The sequence below is a fragment of the Bhargavaea massiliensis genome (assembly GCF_050480245.1).
Taxonomy (GTDB): Bacteria; Bacillota; Bacilli; order Bacillales; family Anoxybacillaceae; genus Anoxybacillus.
Genome location: NZ_JBCNEQ010000087.1, coordinates 1 through 19,488 on the forward strand (window position 1 = coordinate 1; position 19,488 = coordinate 19,488).

Sequence of the window (19,488 nt, forward strand, 5' to 3'; positions counted from 1 at the left end):
ATGCCGAGCACACTAAAAAAGCTGACATGTCGTCAGCTTGTCACAGTTTAAATGTGAATTTAATAATCCCTGCTTTTACCATCGCTTCAATAACAATGACGATGGCAGGGCCGACAAACAGTCCAAGAAAGCCAAGGAGGCGGAATCCTAAGTAGACGCTTACTAATGCGGCGAGCGGACTAATGCCTAAGTTCGACGAGAAAATTTTCGGTTCGATTGTTCGGCGGATGACCGTAATGGCGACAAATAGGACAATTAACCCGATGCCTGTCGCGCTATGTCCGTTGGCAATATGAAAAATTCCCCATGGCACTAACACCGAACCTGTCCCTAAAATCGGCAAAATATCGACAACGACAATTAACAAGGAAAAAAGAATCGGATAATCGACCCTTAACATAAGCAAGCCGCCTAACGCAAGCAAAAACGTAATGACGCTCAATAAAAACTGCGCTTTAATAAAGCCGACACCTGCACGGCTTAGCTGCGTTATAATGATTGTCAACCGTTGCTTTGTACGCTCGGACAAATGTTTTTCGAGCGCTTTTTTGAGCCGCGGCCAATCGAGACTAATGAGAAAAAGCGCAACTAAATAGACGAGAAAATGAATTAAAAATTCTGGAATTTTCGTCAAATAGCCAATCATCGCTTGCGTCAAATTTGTCGCAAACGACAAAAGCATATTTTTCACCGTTTCGACGCTATTTTCGAGCGATGTAATGATTTCACGCGGAATGTCGCTAGAATACGACTGCCATTTTTGAATGAGCTCGTTGACAACTGCGGTAATTTCCGATAAAAGAAGCGGCATTTTTTGCGAAAACATCATCGTCTGTTTAACGAGAATCGCAACAACAAAATAAGCAAGCCCTCCCATCGCAAGCAAAAAGAGCATAAACGTAATCGTTACTGCGTGGATTCGTTTCAATCCGCTTTTTTGCAGCTTTTGTACTCCCGGCTCAAGGAGAAGGGCGGTAAAGAACGCAAACACGAGCGGTAAACTGTACGGAAGCAAAAAAAACGCGATTGCTGCCAACAGTGCAAGAACAAGCCACTTTTTCATCATGCTTCACTCAACCCATTTCTTTTTCGATTCCTACTTTATCATAATATAACATCCTCGCGCTTCCTGTCACCTATCGAAAAAAAAAACAGCGCCTAATGCGCTGGCTTGTTTACGCCGACGTTTTTGTCGGAAAACGACCATTTTTTTCATCCGTTTGCACATACGTTTTTTGAACATATGGAGACGTCATAAGCGAAATCATTGCACCGTAGTCAACCGCAAAGCGAATGTGATCACCGACTTGAATATCAGTGTGTGTCGCATCAACAATAATATGGTCGCTGCTTGATCCGATGATTTCAACGGGGGCAAGCGGCGTTAATCCATTGGCGTGCACATCTTGGCGACCGATGCCGACAATCGCGCGTTTCATCATACCGCGCTCTTGAAACGTCGGTGTTTCGCCAAATGCATTGCGACTTTGTACACCGTACGGAACAGACGGCTTCGTTTTTACTTCAATCACTTCTGCCACTAAACAAAACGCATCTTGATATAAGTTAGGGATCGCAGCCCCACGGATCGTCTCGCGTCCTAAAAAAATCGCTTCGCCAAAACGAAGATGGTTAATCGCTCCGACGTCTTTCGTCTGTTTTAGCCAATAATAGTTTGCGGAGTTGCCACCAGATACGTACCGTAACAATAACGAATATTCTTTTTGAATGTATTTGGCGAGAGACGAAAGTTCACGCATTTTTTGATCGGTCGGAATAACGCCACCAAAGCAGGCGAAATTCGCCCCGATGCCGACCACTTGAATGTTTGGCAACTGCAAGATTTGTTCAATAAACGCCGGCACATCTTTCGGCATGACGCCTTCGCGCAAGTCGCCCATTTCAACCATGACGATGATCGCATGCGTTTTGTTTTGCTTCACCGCTTCTGCAGAGATGGCACGCACGACGTCGATTTCCGATTGAGCGCTCACATCGACATGTTGAACGACTTGGCTCACTTCGCTTAGCGCAGGCGTGCGAATAAGCATATACGTTGCTGGAATTTGCGCTGATTTTAATTTTGCGATGCGCTCGACTTTCGTATCCGCTAAACTTGTGATGCCGCTATCGACAAGGGCGCGCGCAATTTGCACATCTCCGCCCACCCCTTTGACGACAGCTGTCATTTGAATTCCTTTTTCTTCGCACCATTTTTTTAACGTTGCAGCATTATGACGAATTTTCCGCAAGTCAATTTCGACTCTCGGCGTCATGATACTGCCACCTCATGTTTTTGTAAAGATGGGAAATAGTCGATGAGACGATCAACGACTTTATCCGCTCCGTATTTTAATACGTCAGTTACTGGCATACGGAATTTTCGTTCGTATTCGTAAATGGTTTGTTTTAGTTCGTCATCTGTCATACCTTCATGATTTAACGTGATCGCAACGACTTTCGTCTTTCCGAAATGTTCAATTAATGCAATTTCGCTTTCTACCGTCGGCATCTCAACAAACGGGAAGTCGCCAAGCACTTTTCGCTTCGGTGGGTGTTGTAAAATAACTGCTTGCGGCCGCGCTCCTTTTAAAATGCCTGCCGAGCTCACATAAGCTGGATGGCTAAGCGCCCCTTGGCCTTCAACGATAATAATATCTGGACGTTCTGTTTCATATGCGCGCACGATTTCCCGCTCAAGTTCACCGATCATATATTGAAGCGGAAACGCGTCCATCGCAAATCCGTACGAAGCGCCTTGAATTAAGCCTGTTTGCCCTGTCGCAACGAATGCAGTTTTGTAGCCGCGCTTTTGCATTTCTTTTGCGACGATCATCGCTGTCGTCCGCTTTCCGCACGCGCCGTCTGTCCCGAGCACCGCCACAATTGGCGTTTTCACTTGCAAAATACGTCCCGTAAACAACGTCCATTCTTTTTTCGGACGCGGTTTGCGAACGTCGCGAATCGTTACCCCGTAGCGCTTCGCCATCGTCATCATTTCTTCATCTTCTGTTAAAAACTCTTGAAGTGGATTAATGATGTGCATGCCTGCTTCCATTGCTTCGATGATTACTTGGCGTTCTTCTTTTTTGAGAAAAGCGTTCGCTGGAGCAATTCCTAAGATGAAGTAGTTCGGTTTTTCTTTTGCGGAGGCTATTGCATCTTGAAGGTTTTTACAAATCGGAATGCCATTTTTCTTTTGATCAAGCACCTCTCCGGCATCTTGACCAGCTTTTGTCGAATCAATGACTGCAACGATCTCATACAATCCAGAATCGCGCACAAGCCCATTCGCTGTTTTTCCATCCATGGAACCAAATTGATGTTCACAATACACAATGGCGTATTTCTTCATCAGAAATCCCTCCATTTCTTTGTGAAATCAATGTCCCCATGAAAAAAACATCTCACTTTACCGTCATCGGAAAGAAAGATGTTCTCTATTTTTCATTATAACGAATTTTGAAGAAAAAGTGAAATGGTACCTGTCAAACCTATACGAAAAAAACCAGCACATAAAAGCTGTAGTTTCAATTCCTCATAGGTACGATACAAATGATCCGCGTTGTATCGCCAACCTTTCACATTCTCATAGTTTCAATTCCTCATAGGTACGATACAAATCAGTGACATTTGCGAAAAATGAAACATTCCGCAATATCGTGTTTCAATTCCTCATAGGTACGATACAAATCCCAAAAAGTGTTGATAAATCAACACATGGAAAAGCTATACAATGTCATTATACATACATTCGAAAATTCTGTCAATCGTCTTGATGCGTTGATACGTCTAAAAAAGTTGCAAAAAACAAATTGTCGTCGATCCCCCGGGGTTTTTGCAAGATTGGAGGTCGACGACAGCTGTGAAATAATACACAAATTACTTATTCCTTTTCTAACAGCTCCCGTACTTCTTCTTCCGTAAGGTCTGTGACGTTTGCAATATCTTTGACGCTCATCCCTTTTTTTGCCATCGTTTGGATAAGATGCTTCATGCCTTGTCTCATTCCTTGCCGTTCATACGAAATAATCAACTCCATCACTTGTTCTTTTTCTTTCGTCTCCATTTCATTCACCTCGCTTCGCAGCCTTCGTTCTTCTTCATCTGATAATTTCACATATGTTTCAAAAAAGCCAAACAATAACCGTTGTTTCGCTTCGTCTAATTCCATTCGGACAAGCATGCGTAAAAATTGTTTTTTCAGTTCTACCCGTTCACTTTCAGTATAACCCATCTTGCTTAACAATGCAGCGGCGATCGGGTTGTCTTGGCGGATGTAGTTGCGCCAGTTTTGTTTCCGAAGTTCCACAGTGAAAAAATGAAAATCGAGGACTTTGCCAAAAGGAAAGTGGATCATAAATGTAGATCGTTCGTCGCGGATCGGATCGTAGCTAAATACAGCAATCGGTACAATATTTTTGCTTCTAACATTTGTTGTAACAATGAAAGAACTTCTTGAAACAAAAAACATGGCGCAATCACGCCATGTTTTTATCGAAACATCATATCGTCTTTGCGGGCGACGCCGGTTTTGTATGCGGCTCTCATAACGGCTTCGCGCACGCGTTCTGCGACTTTGTTGTTAAAGACGCTTGGGATAATGTACGTTTCGCTTAATTCTTCTTCGGTGACGACAGAAGCGATCGCTTCGGCTGCAGCGAGTTTCATTTCTTCGTTAATTTCGATGGCGCGGCAGTCCAACGCCCCGCGGAAAATGCCAGGGAAGCAAAGAACATTATTAATTTGATTTGGATAGTCAGATCGGCCTGTCGCCATGACGCGCACATACGGTTCCGCAAGCTCTGGATCAATTTCTGGCACAGGGTTGGCCATCGCAAAAACGATCGGATCTTTCGCCATTTTTTTCACATCTTCTACCGTTAAAATGCCTGGTGCGGATACACCAATAAATACGTCCGCCCCGGCGATAACGTCTGAAAGCGTTCCGCTTATATTTTCCGGATTCGTCATGTTTGCATATTCGTTCCAATACGGATTGTCATATTGTACGCCACGATGAATCGCCCCTTGGCGATCAACACCGATAATGTTTTTCACACCCGCTGCTAACAATATTTTTGTGCAGGCGATGCCTGCCGCGCCGATGCCTGTTAAAACAACTTTAATATCTTCAATCTTTTTATCTACAATTTTTAACGCATTTAATAAACCGGCAAGCAAGACAACAGCTGTACCGTGCTGGTCATCATGAAAAACAGGAATATCGAGCTCTTGTTTTAACCGTTCTTCAATTTCAAAACAACGTGGCGCAGCGATATCTTCTAAATTAATACCGCCAAACGCCGGGGCGATCGCTTTGACGATTTGCACAATTTCATCTGTATCTTTCGTATCTAAACAAATCGGAAACGCATCGACACCCGCGAGTTGTTTAAACAACATCGCTTTTCCTTCCATGACCGGCATCGCCGCATACGGTCCAATGTCGCCAAGTCCTAATACTGCCGTTCCGTCTGAAATGACCGCCACCGTATTTCGTTTAATCGTTAACGAATACGCTTTTGTTGGATCTTCGGCAATCGCCGTACATATGCGCGCCACTCCCGGCGTATATACGCGCGCCAAATCGTCACGCGTTTTAATCGGAATTTTCGATCTCACTTCAATTTTTCCGCCAATATGCATTAAAAACGTGCGGTCAGAAACGTGAATAACTTTCACGCCCGCTGTTTGTCGCAACGTATCGACGACAACGTCCGCGTGCTTCGAATCAAGAACGCTCACCGTAATATCGCGCACTGTATGCGTTTTGCTTGAGGAAATGACGTCAATGCCGACAATATCTCCACCAGCTTGTCCAATTGCGGTGGCAATGTCGCTAAAAGAGACGACGTTTTTCGCAAATTGTAATCGAATCGTAATGTGCATGTTTGCTCCGCTTGACATGTTGTACCCTTCCTTTTCTCTATCGCTTCATGTTATTTTCCTGCAATGCCCGGACTTGTCATGGCATACGGGTCTAAAATGGCGTTCAGTTGTTGCTCGCTCAACAAATCGTGCTCGATGCATAATTCACGCACCGATTTTCCTGTGTGAAGCGCTTCTTTTGCGATGCGCGATGCCGCTTCGTAGCCGATGTACGGATTGACTGCCGTAATGACGCCGATGCTATTTTCGACGTGTTGCTTCATTCGCTCTTCGTTCGCTTCAATGCCAGCTAAACAATAATCTGTAAACACACGAAACACGTTGTCCATCATATGAAGCGACTGAAGTAAGTTAAACACAAGCACCGGCTCCATGACGTTTAGCTCGAGCTGTCCTGCTTCTGACGCTAAACAAATCGTTTGGTCATTACCGATCACTTGAAACGCCACTTGGTTGACGACTTCCGCCATAACCGGATTCACTTTCCCCGGCATAATCGATGATCCCGGCTGACGAGCAGGCAACGTAATTTCCCCTAACCCCGCCCGCGGACCAGACGCCATGAGACGAAGATCGTTTGCGATTTTTGACATATTAATCATACATATTTTTAAAGCGGCTGACACTTCCGTATAAGCATCTGTATTTTGCGTCGCATCGACGAGATGTGCTGCACGCACAAGCGGCAAGTCGGTCAAACGAACGAGATGAAAAATGACGCGCTCAATATAGGCGGGATCGGCATTTAATCCCGTTCCGACCGCCGTTGCACCAATATTGACTTCGTACAAATGTTGGCGCGAATGGGCAATGCGCTCCATGTCGCGCTTTACGACGCGACGATACGCTTCAAATTCTTGTCCGAGCCGAATCGGAACAGCATCTTGTAAATGCGTCCGCCCCATTTTAATGACATGATCAAACTGCTTCGCTTTATCGGCAAACACATCGTGCATATGTTCCATCGTCTGAAGCAGTTGATCGATCATCTTCAGCACCGCAATATGAATGGCAGTCGGAAACACATCGTTTGTTGATTGCGACATATTGACGTGCGTGTTTGGACTAATGATATGATAATTTCCTTTTCGCTCCCCTAACCATTCAAGTGCGCGATTCGCGATCACTTCGTTTGTGTTCATGTTGATGGACGTTCCTGCGCCACCTTGAATCGGGTCGACGATAAATTGATCGTGCCATTGTCCTGCGATCACTTCCTCGGCTGCTTTCACGATCGCTTCACCGATGCGCCGCGGAAGTTGACCTGTTTCCATATTCGCGAGCGCCGCCGCTTTTTTCACGATCGCCATCGCTTGAATGAGTTCGCGATGGAGACGATACCCGGTAATCGGGAAGTTTTCTGCGGCACGCATCGTTTGAATGCCGTAATACGCATCGTATGGAATTTCTTTTTCGCCAAGCAAATCTCGTTCAAGTCGTACTGCTTTCGTTTGCAACATCTATGCCTCCCAACTTTCTTCATGTTTTTTTGTCATGTCGTTTGCGATTGGCGTTTCCATCATGTTTTTAATTTCCATCAAATTGGTCGTTTTTCCTAACGCCCACATCAGTTTCGGTACGATCGCTTCCGTATTCATATCCCCTGATAAAATAACTGTGTTTTGCGCCACTTTCCGCCCAACTTCATATAATGTTAAATCTTCCCCTTCTTCTAAACATTGCGTCGTAATGACGACCGCTTTTCCGTCGTCGATCAATTCTTTGATTTTCGGCAGCAAGTTGCGCCCTTGAAACGGCACGCCCCCGCTTCCAAAACTTTCAATAATCACACCGCGATATAAATGGCGAATGTAATCGAATATTTCTGGTTTTGTCCCTGGATGAAGCTTCAATAAAAACACGTCTGGGCAAAGCGACGGGTCAAACTGCACGTGCCCATTTGGCTTTTGTAGCTCGTATTGATAATGAATCGTTTCCCCGTGAATATAGGCGACGTACGGATGGTTAATGCTTTCAAATGCGTCATAACTTTTCGTCCGCATTTTGACTGCTCTCGTTCCTAAAATGACGCGCCCATCGAAGACGACAAACACCCCTCCGACGTCTTCACACGCAAAACGGAGCGCATCGCGTATATTTTTTTTCGCATCCGTCTTCGGAAAACCGATCGGCACTTGTGAGCCAGTTAACACAATCGGTTTTTGGCTGTTTTGAAGCATATATGACAACGCGGCCGCCGTATACGCCATCGTATCTGTCCCATGTGTGACGACGAAACCATCGTATTGGTCGTAATGTGTATAAATCGCCTCCGCAATGTCTCGCCAATGTTCTGGCTGCATATTCGTGCTATCGATGTTCATTAAAATTTGACTATGTAACCGATACGGCTGATTTTCGATCGTAATGTAGCTTGTTAATTCTTTTGCGGTTAGTTTCGGTGTCAATCCTTCTTCGCTCGGCACGGAAGCAATTGTGCCGCCTGTCGCAAGCAACAAAATTTTTTTCATCATCGTCACCTCAAATATGGCGATTTTAAGTCATCTATTGTATTGTTTGTGTCATGTAGTGTAAACTATAAATAAAATTGTTCGCGATTCGCGTACCTACGTTTCAATTATATTCAGAAAAAAAGAAAACAACAAGTATTTTTATTCGTTTCGCGAACGGAGCGAAATGAACGATAGGGGAGAGAAACACGATGATTTCAAAACGATTATCGGAGTTGCGAAAAAAGAAACAATGGTCTCTGCAATTTATCGCTGATCAACTCAATATTGCGAAAAGCACATATGCCGGCTACGAATCCGGCTACCGCCAACCATCGCTCGAAGCGGTAAAAGAGCTTGCCGTCTTGTTTGGGACAACGACCGATTATTTGCTTGGCGCAACCGACGAAGAACGTCCAACGACCGAGCTCACCACCGTCACATGCCATATTACCGTAGACGGCGAACGGTTAACGGAAGACGAGATCATTCAGCTCGTCGCATTCATTCGTGCGAAACGCGAATTTGAAAAACATAAAAAATAGGCGTCAACAACGCCTACTTCATCACGTATGCGACATCGCGCGCTAGCCGTTCAACAGATACATACGGCTCATCAAGCTGTAACATGCGGCACAACACGCAACGCGCTTCTTCGCTGAGCAACAGTTCGTCTTCCCAGCTTTTTTCTTCTTCCTCCATCGGTTATTTTTATTTAGGCTCTTTTCTTTTTCATTAACCACACAATAAAAGCAATAAAAAGAACGATTAACAACGCATAAACAGCATGTGAATACATGTTCATATACTCGACAATATTTTCCCACGATTCGCCAACCATCGCGCCAATTTTAATGAGTACAATATTCCAAATGGCTGTACCAATCGTTGTTAACAATAAAAAGAGGCTAAATTTCATGCGCGCCATGCCAGCCGGGATGGAAATTAAACTTCTTATTAAAGGAATAAAACGGCATAAAAATACCGCCCACACCCCGTATTTTAAAAAGCGAGCATTCGCATGATCGACATCTTTTTTCGTCAGGCGGAGAATATGTCCCCATTTGTCAACGATTTTTCCGAGCCGCTCAATATCCATCAACGAACCGACACCGTAAAGGATTGCAGCCCCAAGCACAGAACCTAGCGTCGATGCAACTACTACGCCACCGATCGTTAAATTCGTTTTCGTCGTCATGAATCCGCCAAAAGTTAAAATCACTTCAGAAGGGATCGGGGGAAATACGTTTTCCAACGCAATTAAAAAGAGAATGCCGATGTACCCGTATTGTTCTATAATATGTATAATCCAATTTTCCATAACCCACCTCATCTCATAGACCTTGTGATGAATGAATTTCAAAGACTACAATATTATAATATGACCAAGCACATAAATAAAGACCTTTACTCAACGATAGTAAAGGTCTTTTCGATGATGGGAGCACTAATTATTGCATCATTTCTTCTTGTTCTCTTACCAACGGGACGTCTGTCCGTTTCGTAATTTGTACGAGTTGAATATGGCGCCCTTCGATTTTCACCACTTTAAATTCGTAATCGCCATACGTGTATGCTTCCCCTTGTTGAATGTCAAATTTTTTCATTAAAATCCAGCCGCCGATCGTGTCCACATCCGTTTCATCTATGTCCGTGCCTAGTAAATCATTTACTTCGTCAATCAATACTTTTCCATCTACAATAATCGTATGATCGTTAACTTTGCGGATCATTGGCACTTCGTCAACATCGAACTCATCTTGAATTTCCCCGACGATTTCTTCTAGTATATCCTCAACGGTCACAAGACCTGCCGTTCCACCGTATTCATCAATTAAAATGGCCATATGCAGACGCTCCCGTTGCATTTGAACTAACAAATCGTGAATCGGAATCGACTCAATGACTTGAATGATCGGGCGAACGTAGTCATCTAACTTTTTCTCAATAGCATGAGGATTTGTAATACAATCCGTTAAAATTTCCTTTATGTTTACCATGCCGATAATATGATCTTTATCCCCTCGCATTACGGGATAGCGCGTATACTTTTCTTTCTTCATAATTTCAAGATGGTCTACAATCGCATCATTAATGTCCAAAGCGACAATTTCTGTGCGAGGGACCATAATTTCCTTAGCAGTCCGGTCATCGAACTCAAAAATATTGTTCATATATTTATATTCCGACGTGTTGATTTCCCCACGTTTATGACTTTCAGACAAAATGAGCCGCAGTTCTTCTTCGGAATGGGACATTTCATGTTCAGATGCCGGTTTTAGTCCGAACAGCTTAATGATGGCTCTAGCCGAACCGTTTAATGTCCAAATAAACGGATACATGATTTTATAGAAAAAAATTAAAGGTCTTGCACATAGCAACGTAATCGTTTCTGCCTTTTGAATCGCCAATGTTTTCGGGGCTAATTCACCACCAACAACATGCAAAAAGGTAATGGAGGAAAATGCAATAGCAAAGGAAAGAAAAGAAGCTAAAGACTCATTCAAACGCATTTGTTCGAATATAGGTTTCAGCAAATGCTCGACCGTCGGCTCTCCCAGCCATCCGAGCCCTAATGCAGTAATAGTAATCCCAAGCTGACAAGCAGATAAATATTCATCTAAGTTCGTCACGACTCGCTTGGCAGCTACCGCATTTCGGTTTCCTTCCATAACAAGCCGGTCAATTTGAGTACTCCGCACTTTAACGATCGCAAATTCCGAAGCCACAAAAAACGCTGTTAATGCAATTAAAAACACAATCATCAACAAATTAAATATTTCCAACTAAGCCTCTACCTGCATATAAGCAGCTAGAGAGTTCACCTCCTGCTTACTACTTATTTATAGAATCCAACATATTGCACAACCTTAAACAAAAGGATATAAAAAAACAACTACATAGTCAACTTTGACTCGATATAAAAAGGTCTTTGCTAACGTGTAGCAAAGACCTTTGTTCATTATTCGCTAGCAGAAGCTTTTTCATTCAGCGTGCTATGTTTGCGTCCGTAGATGAAGTAAATCACAAGACCAATTAATAACCAAGTCACGAAACTGATCCACGTCGTTAACGGCAATTGAAGCACTAAATAGCTGCAGAACGCTATCGCCAATAATGGCACAAGTGGAACGAGCGGTGTTTTAAACGCCCGTTTTAAATCTGGTTGCGTTTTACGTAAAACAAGAACACCCGCTGAAACGACGATAAACGCGAACAATGTTCCGATATTTGTTAATTCTGCAAGTTTATTTAATGGTACAACTCCTGCAAAGAACGAAACTAATAAACCTGTTACCCATGTGTTCACAAACGGAACTTGTCTAACTGGGCTAACACGTGAAAATACTTTTGGCAACAATCCGTCACGGCTAATTGCATAGAATAAACGAGTTTGACCGTACATCATAACGAGCAATACTGTTGTAATTCCTGTAATTGCTCCAAGTGAAATAAATCCAGCGACCCAATCTTGTTGGATGTATTCTAAAGCAAATGCTACCGGATTTTTTACGCCTAGCTGATCATACGGGACAATACCTGTTAGTACGAGTGAAACGGCAATGTACAATAACGTACAAATTAAAAGTGATGCGATAATTCCGATTGGCATATTGCGTTGTGGATTTTTCACTTCTTCCGCAGCAGTAGAAACGGCGTCAAATCCAATGTATGCGAAAAATACTGTCGCAGCTCCTGCCGCAACGCCTGAGAAACCGTACGGCATAAATGGCGTCCAGTTTTCTGGCTTCACATACCATACGCCAACCGCAAGGAACAATAATATAACCGCAACTTTAATAACTACCATCACCGCATTAAAGCGAGCCGATTTTCTTATTCCACGCGTTAATAAGAACGTAATAAATAAAACGATTAAAATGGCTGGTAAGTCAATAAATGTTCCTTTTTCTGGGTCGTAAGCGTTTGTGAGCGCTTTTGGAAGTTCGATACCAAAACCTGCTAACAACCCTTGGAAATAACCGGACCATCCTACCGCAACGGCAGAAGCAGCGACCCCGTACTCTAAAATTAAGTCCCAACCTAAAATCCAAGCAATTAATTCACCAAAAGCTGCGTAGCTATACGTATACGCACTTCCCGATACCGGAACAGTCGATGCAAATTCTGCATAACAAAGTGCCGCAAACACGCACGCAAGACCGGAAAGAATAAATGAAAGAACAAGTGCTGGCCCAGCATGTTCTGCTGCCGCTACCCCTGTAAGTACGAAAATTCCCGTACCGATGATCGCACCAATTCCGAGCATCGTTAAATCCAATGCACCTAATTCTTTTTTTAGCGATGCCCCTTTTCCTCCTGCTTCTCTCAGAAGGGCATCAATCGATTTCTTTCTGAATAAATTCATCCGCTGTCTCCCCTTGTCGTTTTTTGTCGAATGTTGCAGAAGTCATACGTCTGAAATTGTACACTATTCGATAATTTTTGTAAAGTTGAAAAATAAAGAAATAGTCCGATTACTTTTCTTTTTTCACAACCCTACCTCCTAAACACGAAAATCATCTTATTTATCAGAAAATAAATTATTATTTTAATTTTATAAAAATAGTTTCAGTTGTTTTTCTATTAAAAAATAGTTAAATAATAAATAATTTTCTTTAAATTTTTAATTTACTAATTTTTCGGATAAATGTATAATGAATAATGAAATTGTGACATATTTGTGAACATAATGTGTCATACTTATGAAAACGAAATGAAAGGAGGATCGCATTACTTTTATCTTGTCCATCAAAATCAAAAAATATTTGTAAGAGGGGGTTAAAATCATGGCTTTGAAAGAATTTTCTTCTCAGCAGCAAACGATTGACTATAGCAAAGTCGTTCAATCAGCTTCTTTCCAACAGCTTATGCGTGAAAAACGCGGATTCATTTTGCCTTTCTCATTGTTCTTTTTAGCGTTTTATTTTACGTTGCCGATTTTAACATCGTATTCAACTGTGCTTAACACTCCAGCATTCGGCTCCATTAGCTGGGCTTGGGTGTTCGCTTTCGCTCAATTCATCATGACATGGGTGCTTTGCATGTTGTACTCTAAACGCGCCGCACGTTTTGATGAAATCGTTGAAAAAATGAAACAAGAAGTAAAAGGAGGCAACATGTAATGAACGGATTAGCATTCGCCTTATTTTTAGCGATTGTTGCATTAACGCTTATTATTACGTACTTTGCTTCCAAACGAACAAAAACAACGAGTGAGTTTTACACAGCCGACAGTTCATTAACTGGCTGGCAAAACGGATTAGCAATCGCTGGAGACTACATGTCAGCTGCCTCATTTCTAGGTATTGCCGGAATGATTGCGTTAGTTGGTTTTGACGGATTTTTCTACAGCATCGGCTTCCTCGTCGCATATCTTGTCGTTCTTTATATCGTTGCGGAGCCGCTTCGCAACTTAGGGAAGTATACGATGGCAGACATGATCGCCGCACGTTTTGATGATAAAAAAGTGCGCGGTGTGGCAGCATTAAGCACCGTTTCGATTTCTATTTTTTACATGATTGCACAACTTGTCGGCGCAGGCGCCCTCATTAAACTTTTGTTAGGTATTGATTATGTGTACTCCGTCTTAATCGTCGGAACGTTGATGACCGTTTATGTCGTATTCGGCGGAATGACAGCAACAAGCTGGGTGCAAATTATAAAAGCTGTTTTATTAACGGGTGGTACGTTCATTATCTCTATCATGGTATTTGCGAAATTTGATTTTAGCATTTTCAAAATGTTTGAAGAAGTAAAAACAGCAACACCGTTAGGCGAAGCGTTTTTAAATCCAGGCAATAAGTTTAAAAATCCACTTGACACCATTTCGCTCAACTTAGCTCTCATCCTAGGTACAGCAGGACTTCCACACATTTTAATTCGTTTCTTTACAGTGAAAGACGCACCAACAGCTCGAAAATCAGTCGTATATGCAACGTGGATTATCGGATTGTTCTATGTTATGACGATTTTCTTAGGATTCGGAGCAGCAGTATTTGTAGGCTACGATAAAATCGTTGCAGCAAACCCAGCTGGAAATATGGCTGCACCATTATTAGCTGAAGCATTAGGCGGCGACTTCTTGTTCGCATTCGTTTCTGCGGTCGCGTTCGCAACCATTTTAGCCGTTGTCGCTGGACTTGTTTTATCTGCCGCATCAGCATTTGCCCACGACTTTTATAGCCATATTATTCGTCACGGGCAAGCAACAGAAAGAGAGCAAATGTTGGCTGCGCGTTGGGCATCAGTTGGAGTTGCCGTATTGTCCATTTTATTAGCGTTATTTGCTCAAAAAATGAACGTGGCATTCCTCGTTGCATTAGCGTTCGCCGTAGCAGCAAGCGCCAACTTGCCAATCATTTTATTAACGATCTTTTGGAAGCGCTTTAATACAACAGGCGCCATTACAGGCATGCTCGTCGGCTTGTTTAGCTCGCTCTTGCTTGTAGCGCTTAGCCCGAACGTTTGGGCACCAGAGCCTGGTGTAGCCATTCTCGTTGGCGAACCAATTTTCAAACTTGCAAACCCAGGAATTGTGTCCATTCCGTTAGGCTTTATCGGGGCTATTGTCGGTACGCTCCTCTCATCGAAAAAAGCAGACGAGAAAAAATACGAAGAAATTCTCGTCAAAGCAAATACCGGCATAAAAGAACTAACACATTAATGTTCGATCGATACATCCGAAACAATCATCTGAAAGAATCAGGGCGAAATTGCTCTGATTCTTTTCAACTTTTCTATGCAATTTACTTCCAAATAAACAAGCAACAGCAACCGAAAATTCAAGCAGTAGATCGAGGAAAATCAATCCCTCAAGCAGTCACACCCATTCACCAAAAATAGAAAATCCCTTGAAGCCTTTTGGCACAAGGGATTTTTCGATGATTCCGACTGGGCTCGAACCAGCGACCTCCACCCTGTCAAGGTGGCGCTCTCCCAGCTGAGCTACGGAATCGTATGTTGTTGTCCTATCGAACACATTTTTCATTATACTCACCTCCGCCCACATTGTCAAATACTTTTTTAAAAAATTTTTAGCCATCGCATACGCAATGGCTAATGGCGGACAAAAAAGCGATTCCTCCCCCACTTACTCCCTTTGGTCGTTGCAGTCGGGGTCTCCTTGCCAAAGACGATGAAGGAAAAACAGAAAAAATATGTATTGCCTTTCGCAAAGCAGACATGATATGATAATTAGAAAAACATTTGAAAGGGATGATGAGCTATGAGACGTGTCACATTAACTGATATCTTCCTTCACCCCATCACCCAAAAATATTTAAAACGTTCTGGCGTGGCGCACGCCATTGCGACCGCATATCATGCGTATCGCCTCGCCTTGCAGTATGGGGTAAACGTCGATTTGGCGACGAAAGCTGCATTGCTTCACGATATCGGTCATTATGAATGGTACTCAAACGGAACATGGGACTATGAAACATATAAACAAAACGACATTCATGCGATCAAAGGGGCGGAGCGAGCGCATAAACTGCTTATTCGACTCGGAGAACATCCTCAACACGCCAAAGAAATCGCCCTCGCTATTTTGCTTCATACCGACTCGTATCTTCCAGAAGGAGAATTAAAACGAAAGCCGCTACAAACGATCGTCAAACTTGCTGATGAGGCAGATGAGGAACCGGGTGGCAAACATCATTATCGCCAAATCGATGATGAACTCGCCTTGAAAAAAATCCAACAACTCGATCGCATGGTCGAGCAACAACTACAACGTGATGCCCTCGACCAAATTAGCTAAGGCTAGGCGGTGTGCCTAGCCTATACATACGACAATGCCTGTTCAAAATCGGCAAGCAAATCATCAATTGCTTCCAATCCAACACTTATGCGCAACAAGCCGTCCGTAATGCCGCGGCGGTGGCGCTCCGCTTTCGGCATCGCCGCGTGCGACATTTTTGCCGGATACGATAAAATCGACTCGACCGCTCCTAAACTGACCGCAAATACCGGAATGTGCGCATGTTTGACAAACGTCCGCACCGCTTGTTCATCTTCCAATTCAAACGACAGCACCGCACCAAACCCGCGCGCTTGCCCGCGATGAATGACGTGCCCTTCATGATGGGAAAGCCCTGGATAATACACATGTGCCACTTTCGGATGACGATGTAAAAACTGCGCCAATTGCATAGCTGAACGAGACGAATGCTCTAACCGAACGTGAAGCGTTTTTAACCCGCGCAACACAAGCCACGCATCTTGCACGCCAAGCACCGCACCAAACGAATACTGCAACTTCCGAAGCTCTTTTGCGAGCCGCTCGTCTTTCACGACCGCTAACCCTGCCACAACATCGCTATGCCCCGCTAAAAATTTCGTTGCGCTATGCAAAACGACATCGACACCGAGATCAAGCGGACGTTGCAAAATAGGCGTCGCAAACGTATTATCTAAAAACGTCAAACAGCCATGTGCTTTGGCAAGCTTCACAACCCCGCGAATATCCGTAATTTTCAATAGCGGATTCGATGGCGTTTCCATATAAATGACTTTCGTATTCGGACGAATGTGACGCGCCACCGCATCTAAATCGGTCATATCAACAAACGTATACTCAATACCAAATCGGCTCAATACGTCCGTGATGATGCGATACGTCCCTCCATATACATCATCGGTAATTAATACGTGATCACCTTTTGACAACAATAAAAATGCCGTAGAAATGGCCGCCATGCCGGAAGCGAACGCAAATCCGCTGACTCCCCCCTCAAGTTCAGCAATCGTTTCCTCCAACGCCTCGCGCGTCGGATTGCCTGAACGACTATAATCGTACTTTCCAAACGTATCAAAATCAAACTGATGAAACGTCGATGCATGATGAATCGGGACGCTAACTGCCCCTGTTTGCGCATCAATTCGCCATTTATTATGAACAAGTTGTGTTTGTAAATCCATCTTTTACACCTCTTTCATGCGTTGAAACGCTTGAGTTAAATCGGCAATTAAATCGTCCGCATGTTCAATGCCGACAGAAAAACGCAATAAGCGATTACACACCCCGTTTGCGATGCGAACATCCTCTGGAATATCCATATGCGTTTGCGTCGCTGGATACGTAATAAAACTTTCGACACCGCCTAAACTTTCCGCAAACGTAATGAGCTTTAAACTTCGTAAAAAAGCATTCACCCACTTTTCATCGCGCACGCGAAACGACAACATTCCTCCTCTTCCCGGATACAATACGTCCGTCACATCTTCATGTTCGACTAAAAATTTATATATCGCCTTTGCGTTTTGTTCGTGCTGACGCATGCGAAGCGCAAGCGTCTTCATGCCACGAATTAACAGCCATGAATCAAACGGAGACAACACCGCACCGATCGCATTATGATACATCGCGAGTTGCTCGCACAGCTCTTTTCCTTTGGCAACAATGAGCCCGGCTAGCACATCGTTATGTCCTCCTAAATATTTTGTCGCGCTATGAATGACGATATCAGCTCCTTTTGTGAGCGGCTTTTGCAGTACAGGGGTGTAAAACGTATTATCGACGATAAGAAGCAGCCCATGTTGTTTCGCAAACGCCGCGACCGCTTCGATGTCCGCTTCTTGCATGAGCGGATTTGTCGGCGTTTCTAAAAAAATCGCTTTTGTTTTTTCAGTCACATGCGCCTTTACCGCATCGAGATCGCGAAAATCAACGTATGTAAACGTCATGCCGCATTTGCGCCATCCTTTTTCAAACAAACGATACGTCCCGCCATATAAGTCGGCGGAAACGAGAAAATGGTCGCCGCTTTCAAACAGCGCAAACACCGTTTGAATCGCTGCCATGCCTGAGCTACATGCAAACCCTTGATCCCCTTCTTCTAACTGCGCAATCGCCTCCTCGACAATACGTCTCGTCGGGTTTCCTGTACGAATGTAATCGTACCCTGTCGATTGTCCGATTCCTTCATGACGATACGCCGTTGAAAAATATACTGGCGGATTGACCGTCCCTGTCGCTGTCTCGCTTCGATTGCCAATTTGCGCTAACCGTGTTTCGATATGACTCATTCGCTCTCTCCCTTTCTAATCTAAAAAAATAAAAGCCTTCAAAGAAGAAGGCTTTTTTTGTCCGTAGACAATCGCTTCTTCTTATCTTCCGAATTGAACGCCAATTCGCTGGATTTAGCACCTGACCGTTTCCGGCTGGTTGCTGAAGCTTCATCGGGCCAGTCCCTCCGCTTCTCTCGATAAGAACGCAAAACAATATCGAATTTTCTGATTTTTAATTAATGTACATCATTTACAACAAAATTGCAACTATTTTTTATCCTTTTCCAACACGTGAGGGCTTCCCCCGAGTCTTTTCTCTCATTCCGCCGCAAGAGCATCGGCTTTTGTCGGATGGACGGTACCCGCTGGATGTTGTGGCGGTGCATAGATGGAATACAATTTTAGCGGAACGTTTCCAATGTTTATTACATTATGCCATGTTCCAGCAGGGACAAAAATAGCAGAACCGTCGCCCACTCGTCGTTCAAACGTTAGCTCGTTTTTCTTTTTCCCCATCCGTACAATCCCTTCGCCTTGTTCAATACGTAAAAATTGATCCGCGCCCGGATGAATTTCTAAACCAATATCCTCCCCGACACGCAAGCTCATTAACGTCACTTGTAAATGCGTACCTGTCCATAACGTCGTACAAAACATATTGTTTTGTTTCGTCGCTTCTTCTATTTGAACAACAAATGGATTCGGTCCGTAATCTTTCGCGGTTGCTGGCGGAAGCGGATAAGGCATGACCGGATATGGATACATTGGATACACCTGAACCTCCCGATGGCTAAAGCCACGGGGTTCTTGTGTACAAAAGGGTTTCTCGTACACCTGCGTGTAGAACTCACCCTTGTTCCACAAGACTTTCATGGGCAAACACCTTACTGGTGCTTATCGCCCTGTGCGCCCGGTTCAAGACGCTTTTTATCATTTAAATTCCCATACTACTTACGACATATGGATGAAGATGAAGTCGTTTGATTTCTTCATCATGCAGTCGAATAAATTGATCCCATCTCTCTAAACATTTGTGTCTATCTATTTCTTTTCGATTGTCTTTCACATTCATGATTAAAAATGCGCTGTATAAATCTCGTTGCACTCTGCGTCCGTCTACTTCGTGCCATCG

At 43.7% G+C, this 19,488-nt stretch carries 17 protein-coding genes, 1 tRNA gene, 2 pseudogenes and 1 riboswitch; of the genes and pseudogenes, 4 read left to right on the plus strand and 16 right to left on the minus strand.

Annotated elements, in window-relative coordinates:
- Positions 1-40 precede the first annotated feature (40 nt).
- The 7 genes and pseudogenes from ytvI to ABEV15_RS13905 all read right to left on the minus strand — a co-directional run bounded on the left by ytvI (position 41) and on the right by ABEV15_RS13905 (position 8,363).
- Positions 41-1,063 (minus strand): sporulation integral membrane protein YtvI, encoded by a 1,023-nt coding sequence (gene ytvI / locus ABEV15_RS13875; protein ID WP_429632800.1) that lies wholly within the window; start codon positions 1,061-1,063, stop codon positions 41-43.
- Positions 1,064-1,175: 112 nt separating this feature from the next.
- Entirely contained in the window at positions 1,176-2,276 is a 1,101-nt protein-coding gene (locus ABEV15_RS13880) for an alanine/ornithine racemase family PLP-dependent enzyme (RefSeq protein ID WP_498853542.1), read from the minus strand.
- A complete protein-coding gene (locus ABEV15_RS13885) occupies positions 2,273-3,355 on the minus strand; it encodes an N-acetyltransferase DgcN family protein (protein ID WP_498853543.1) in 1,083 nt (360 codons plus the stop codon). The genes ABEV15_RS13880 and ABEV15_RS13885 overlap by 4 nt, the downstream gene beginning before the upstream one ends.
- A 531-nt stretch (positions 3,356-3,886) precedes the next feature.
- Positions 3,887-4,423: pseudogene (locus ABEV15_RS13890) on the minus strand (RpnC/YadD family protein); the annotation flags it as partial.
- Positions 4,424-4,494: 71 nt separating this feature from the next.
- Positions 4,495-5,910, minus strand: coding sequence for an NAD-dependent malic enzyme (locus ABEV15_RS13895; RefSeq protein ID WP_498853544.1), 1,416 nt, complete (start codon positions 5,908-5,910; stop codon positions 4,495-4,497).
- A gap of 32 nt (positions 5,911-5,942) precedes the next feature.
- Positions 5,943-7,352, minus strand: a complete 1,410-nt coding sequence (gene aspA / locus ABEV15_RS13900) for an aspartate ammonia-lyase (protein ID WP_498853545.1) — start codon at positions 7,350-7,352, stop codon at positions 5,943-5,945.
- Complete coding sequence (locus ABEV15_RS13905) at positions 7,353-8,363, minus strand: asparaginase (protein WP_498853546.1); 1,011 nt, start codon at positions 8,361-8,363, stop codon at positions 7,353-7,355.
- Positions 8,364-8,554: 191 nt separating this feature from the next.
- Between ABEV15_RS13905 and ABEV15_RS13910 the strand changes: the two genes are divergently transcribed.
- Positions 8,555-8,887 carry a helix-turn-helix domain-containing protein gene (locus ABEV15_RS13910; RefSeq protein WP_498853547.1) on the plus strand — a complete coding sequence of 111 codons (333 nt, stop codon included), beginning with the start codon at positions 8,555-8,557 and terminating at the stop codon, positions 8,885-8,887.
- Positions 8,888-8,900: 13 nt separating this feature from the next.
- Here the strand turns inward: ABEV15_RS13910 and ABEV15_RS13915 are convergent, their stop codons facing one another.
- The 4 genes from ABEV15_RS13915 to bcaP all read right to left on the minus strand — a co-directional run bounded on the left by ABEV15_RS13915 (position 8,901) and on the right by bcaP (position 12,711).
- Complete coding sequence (locus tag ABEV15_RS13915) at positions 8,901-9,044, minus strand: hypothetical protein (protein ID WP_498853548.1); 144 nt, start codon at positions 9,042-9,044, stop codon at positions 8,901-8,903.
- Between the two features lie 13 nt (positions 9,045-9,057).
- Positions 9,058-9,663 (minus strand): DedA family protein, encoded by a 606-nt coding sequence (locus ABEV15_RS13920; RefSeq protein ID WP_498853549.1) that lies wholly within the window; start codon positions 9,661-9,663, stop codon positions 9,058-9,060.
- Positions 9,664-9,793: 130 nt separating this feature from the next.
- A complete protein-coding gene (locus ABEV15_RS13925) occupies positions 9,794-11,128 on the minus strand; it encodes a hemolysin family protein (protein ID WP_498853550.1) in 1,335 nt (444 codons plus the stop codon).
- Positions 11,129-11,304: 176 nt separating this feature from the next.
- Positions 11,305-12,711, minus strand: coding sequence for a branched-chain amino acid transporter BcaP (bcaP, locus tag ABEV15_RS13930; protein WP_498853551.1), 1,407 nt, complete (start codon positions 12,709-12,711; stop codon positions 11,305-11,307).
- Positions 12,712-13,132: 421 nt separating this feature from the next.
- Between bcaP and ABEV15_RS13935 the strand changes: the two genes are divergently transcribed.
- Both ABEV15_RS13935 and ABEV15_RS13940 read left to right on the plus strand, forming a co-directional pair.
- The gene (locus ABEV15_RS13935; protein ID WP_004891560.1) at positions 13,133-13,468 is read left to right on the plus strand and encodes a DUF485 domain-containing protein; all 336 of its coding nucleotides are present in this window, start codon (positions 13,133-13,135) and stop codon (positions 13,466-13,468) included.
- Positions 13,468-15,009, plus strand: a complete 1,542-nt coding sequence (locus ABEV15_RS13940; RefSeq protein WP_498853552.1) for a solute symporter family protein — start codon at positions 13,468-13,470, stop codon at positions 15,007-15,009. The genes ABEV15_RS13935 and ABEV15_RS13940 overlap by 1 nt, the downstream gene beginning before the upstream one ends.
- Positions 15,010-15,227: 218 nt before the next feature.
- Here ABEV15_RS13940 and ABEV15_RS13945 read toward each other — a convergent pair.
- A tRNA-Val gene (locus ABEV15_RS13945) sits at positions 15,228-15,300 on the minus strand.
- A gap of 270 nt (positions 15,301-15,570) precedes the next feature.
- On the opposite strand from ABEV15_RS13945, the gene ABEV15_RS13950 reads away from it, so the two are divergent.
- Complete coding sequence (locus ABEV15_RS13950; protein WP_009362746.1) at positions 15,571-16,107, plus strand: HD domain-containing protein; 537 nt, start codon at positions 15,571-15,573, stop codon at positions 16,105-16,107.
- Positions 16,108-16,127: 20 nt separating this feature from the next.
- On the opposite strand, the gene metC is transcribed toward ABEV15_RS13950, so the two are convergent.
- From metC to ABEV15_RS13970, 4 genes and pseudogenes are all read right to left on the minus strand, one after another.
- The gene (gene metC, locus ABEV15_RS13955) at positions 16,128-17,267 is read right to left on the minus strand and encodes a cystathionine beta-lyase (RefSeq protein ID WP_498853553.1); all 1,140 of its coding nucleotides are present in this window, start codon (positions 17,265-17,267) and stop codon (positions 16,128-16,130) included.
- Positions 17,268-17,270: 3 nt separating this feature from the next.
- Positions 17,271-18,374 (minus strand): methionine biosynthesis PLP-dependent protein, encoded by a 1,104-nt coding sequence (locus tag ABEV15_RS13960; protein ID WP_498853554.1) that lies wholly within the window; start codon positions 18,372-18,374, stop codon positions 17,271-17,273.
- Positions 18,375-18,452: 78 nt separating this feature from the next.
- Positions 18,453-18,560: riboswitch (SAM riboswitch) on the minus strand.
- A 114-nt stretch (positions 18,561-18,674) separates the two neighbouring features.
- Positions 18,675-19,121, minus strand: a complete 447-nt coding sequence (locus ABEV15_RS13965; RefSeq protein ID WP_498853555.1) for a cupin domain-containing protein — start codon at positions 19,119-19,121, stop codon at positions 18,675-18,677.
- A 169-nt stretch (positions 19,122-19,290) separates the two neighbouring features.
- Positions 19,291-19,488: pseudogene (locus ABEV15_RS13970) on the minus strand (RNA-guided endonuclease TnpB family protein); the annotation flags it as partial.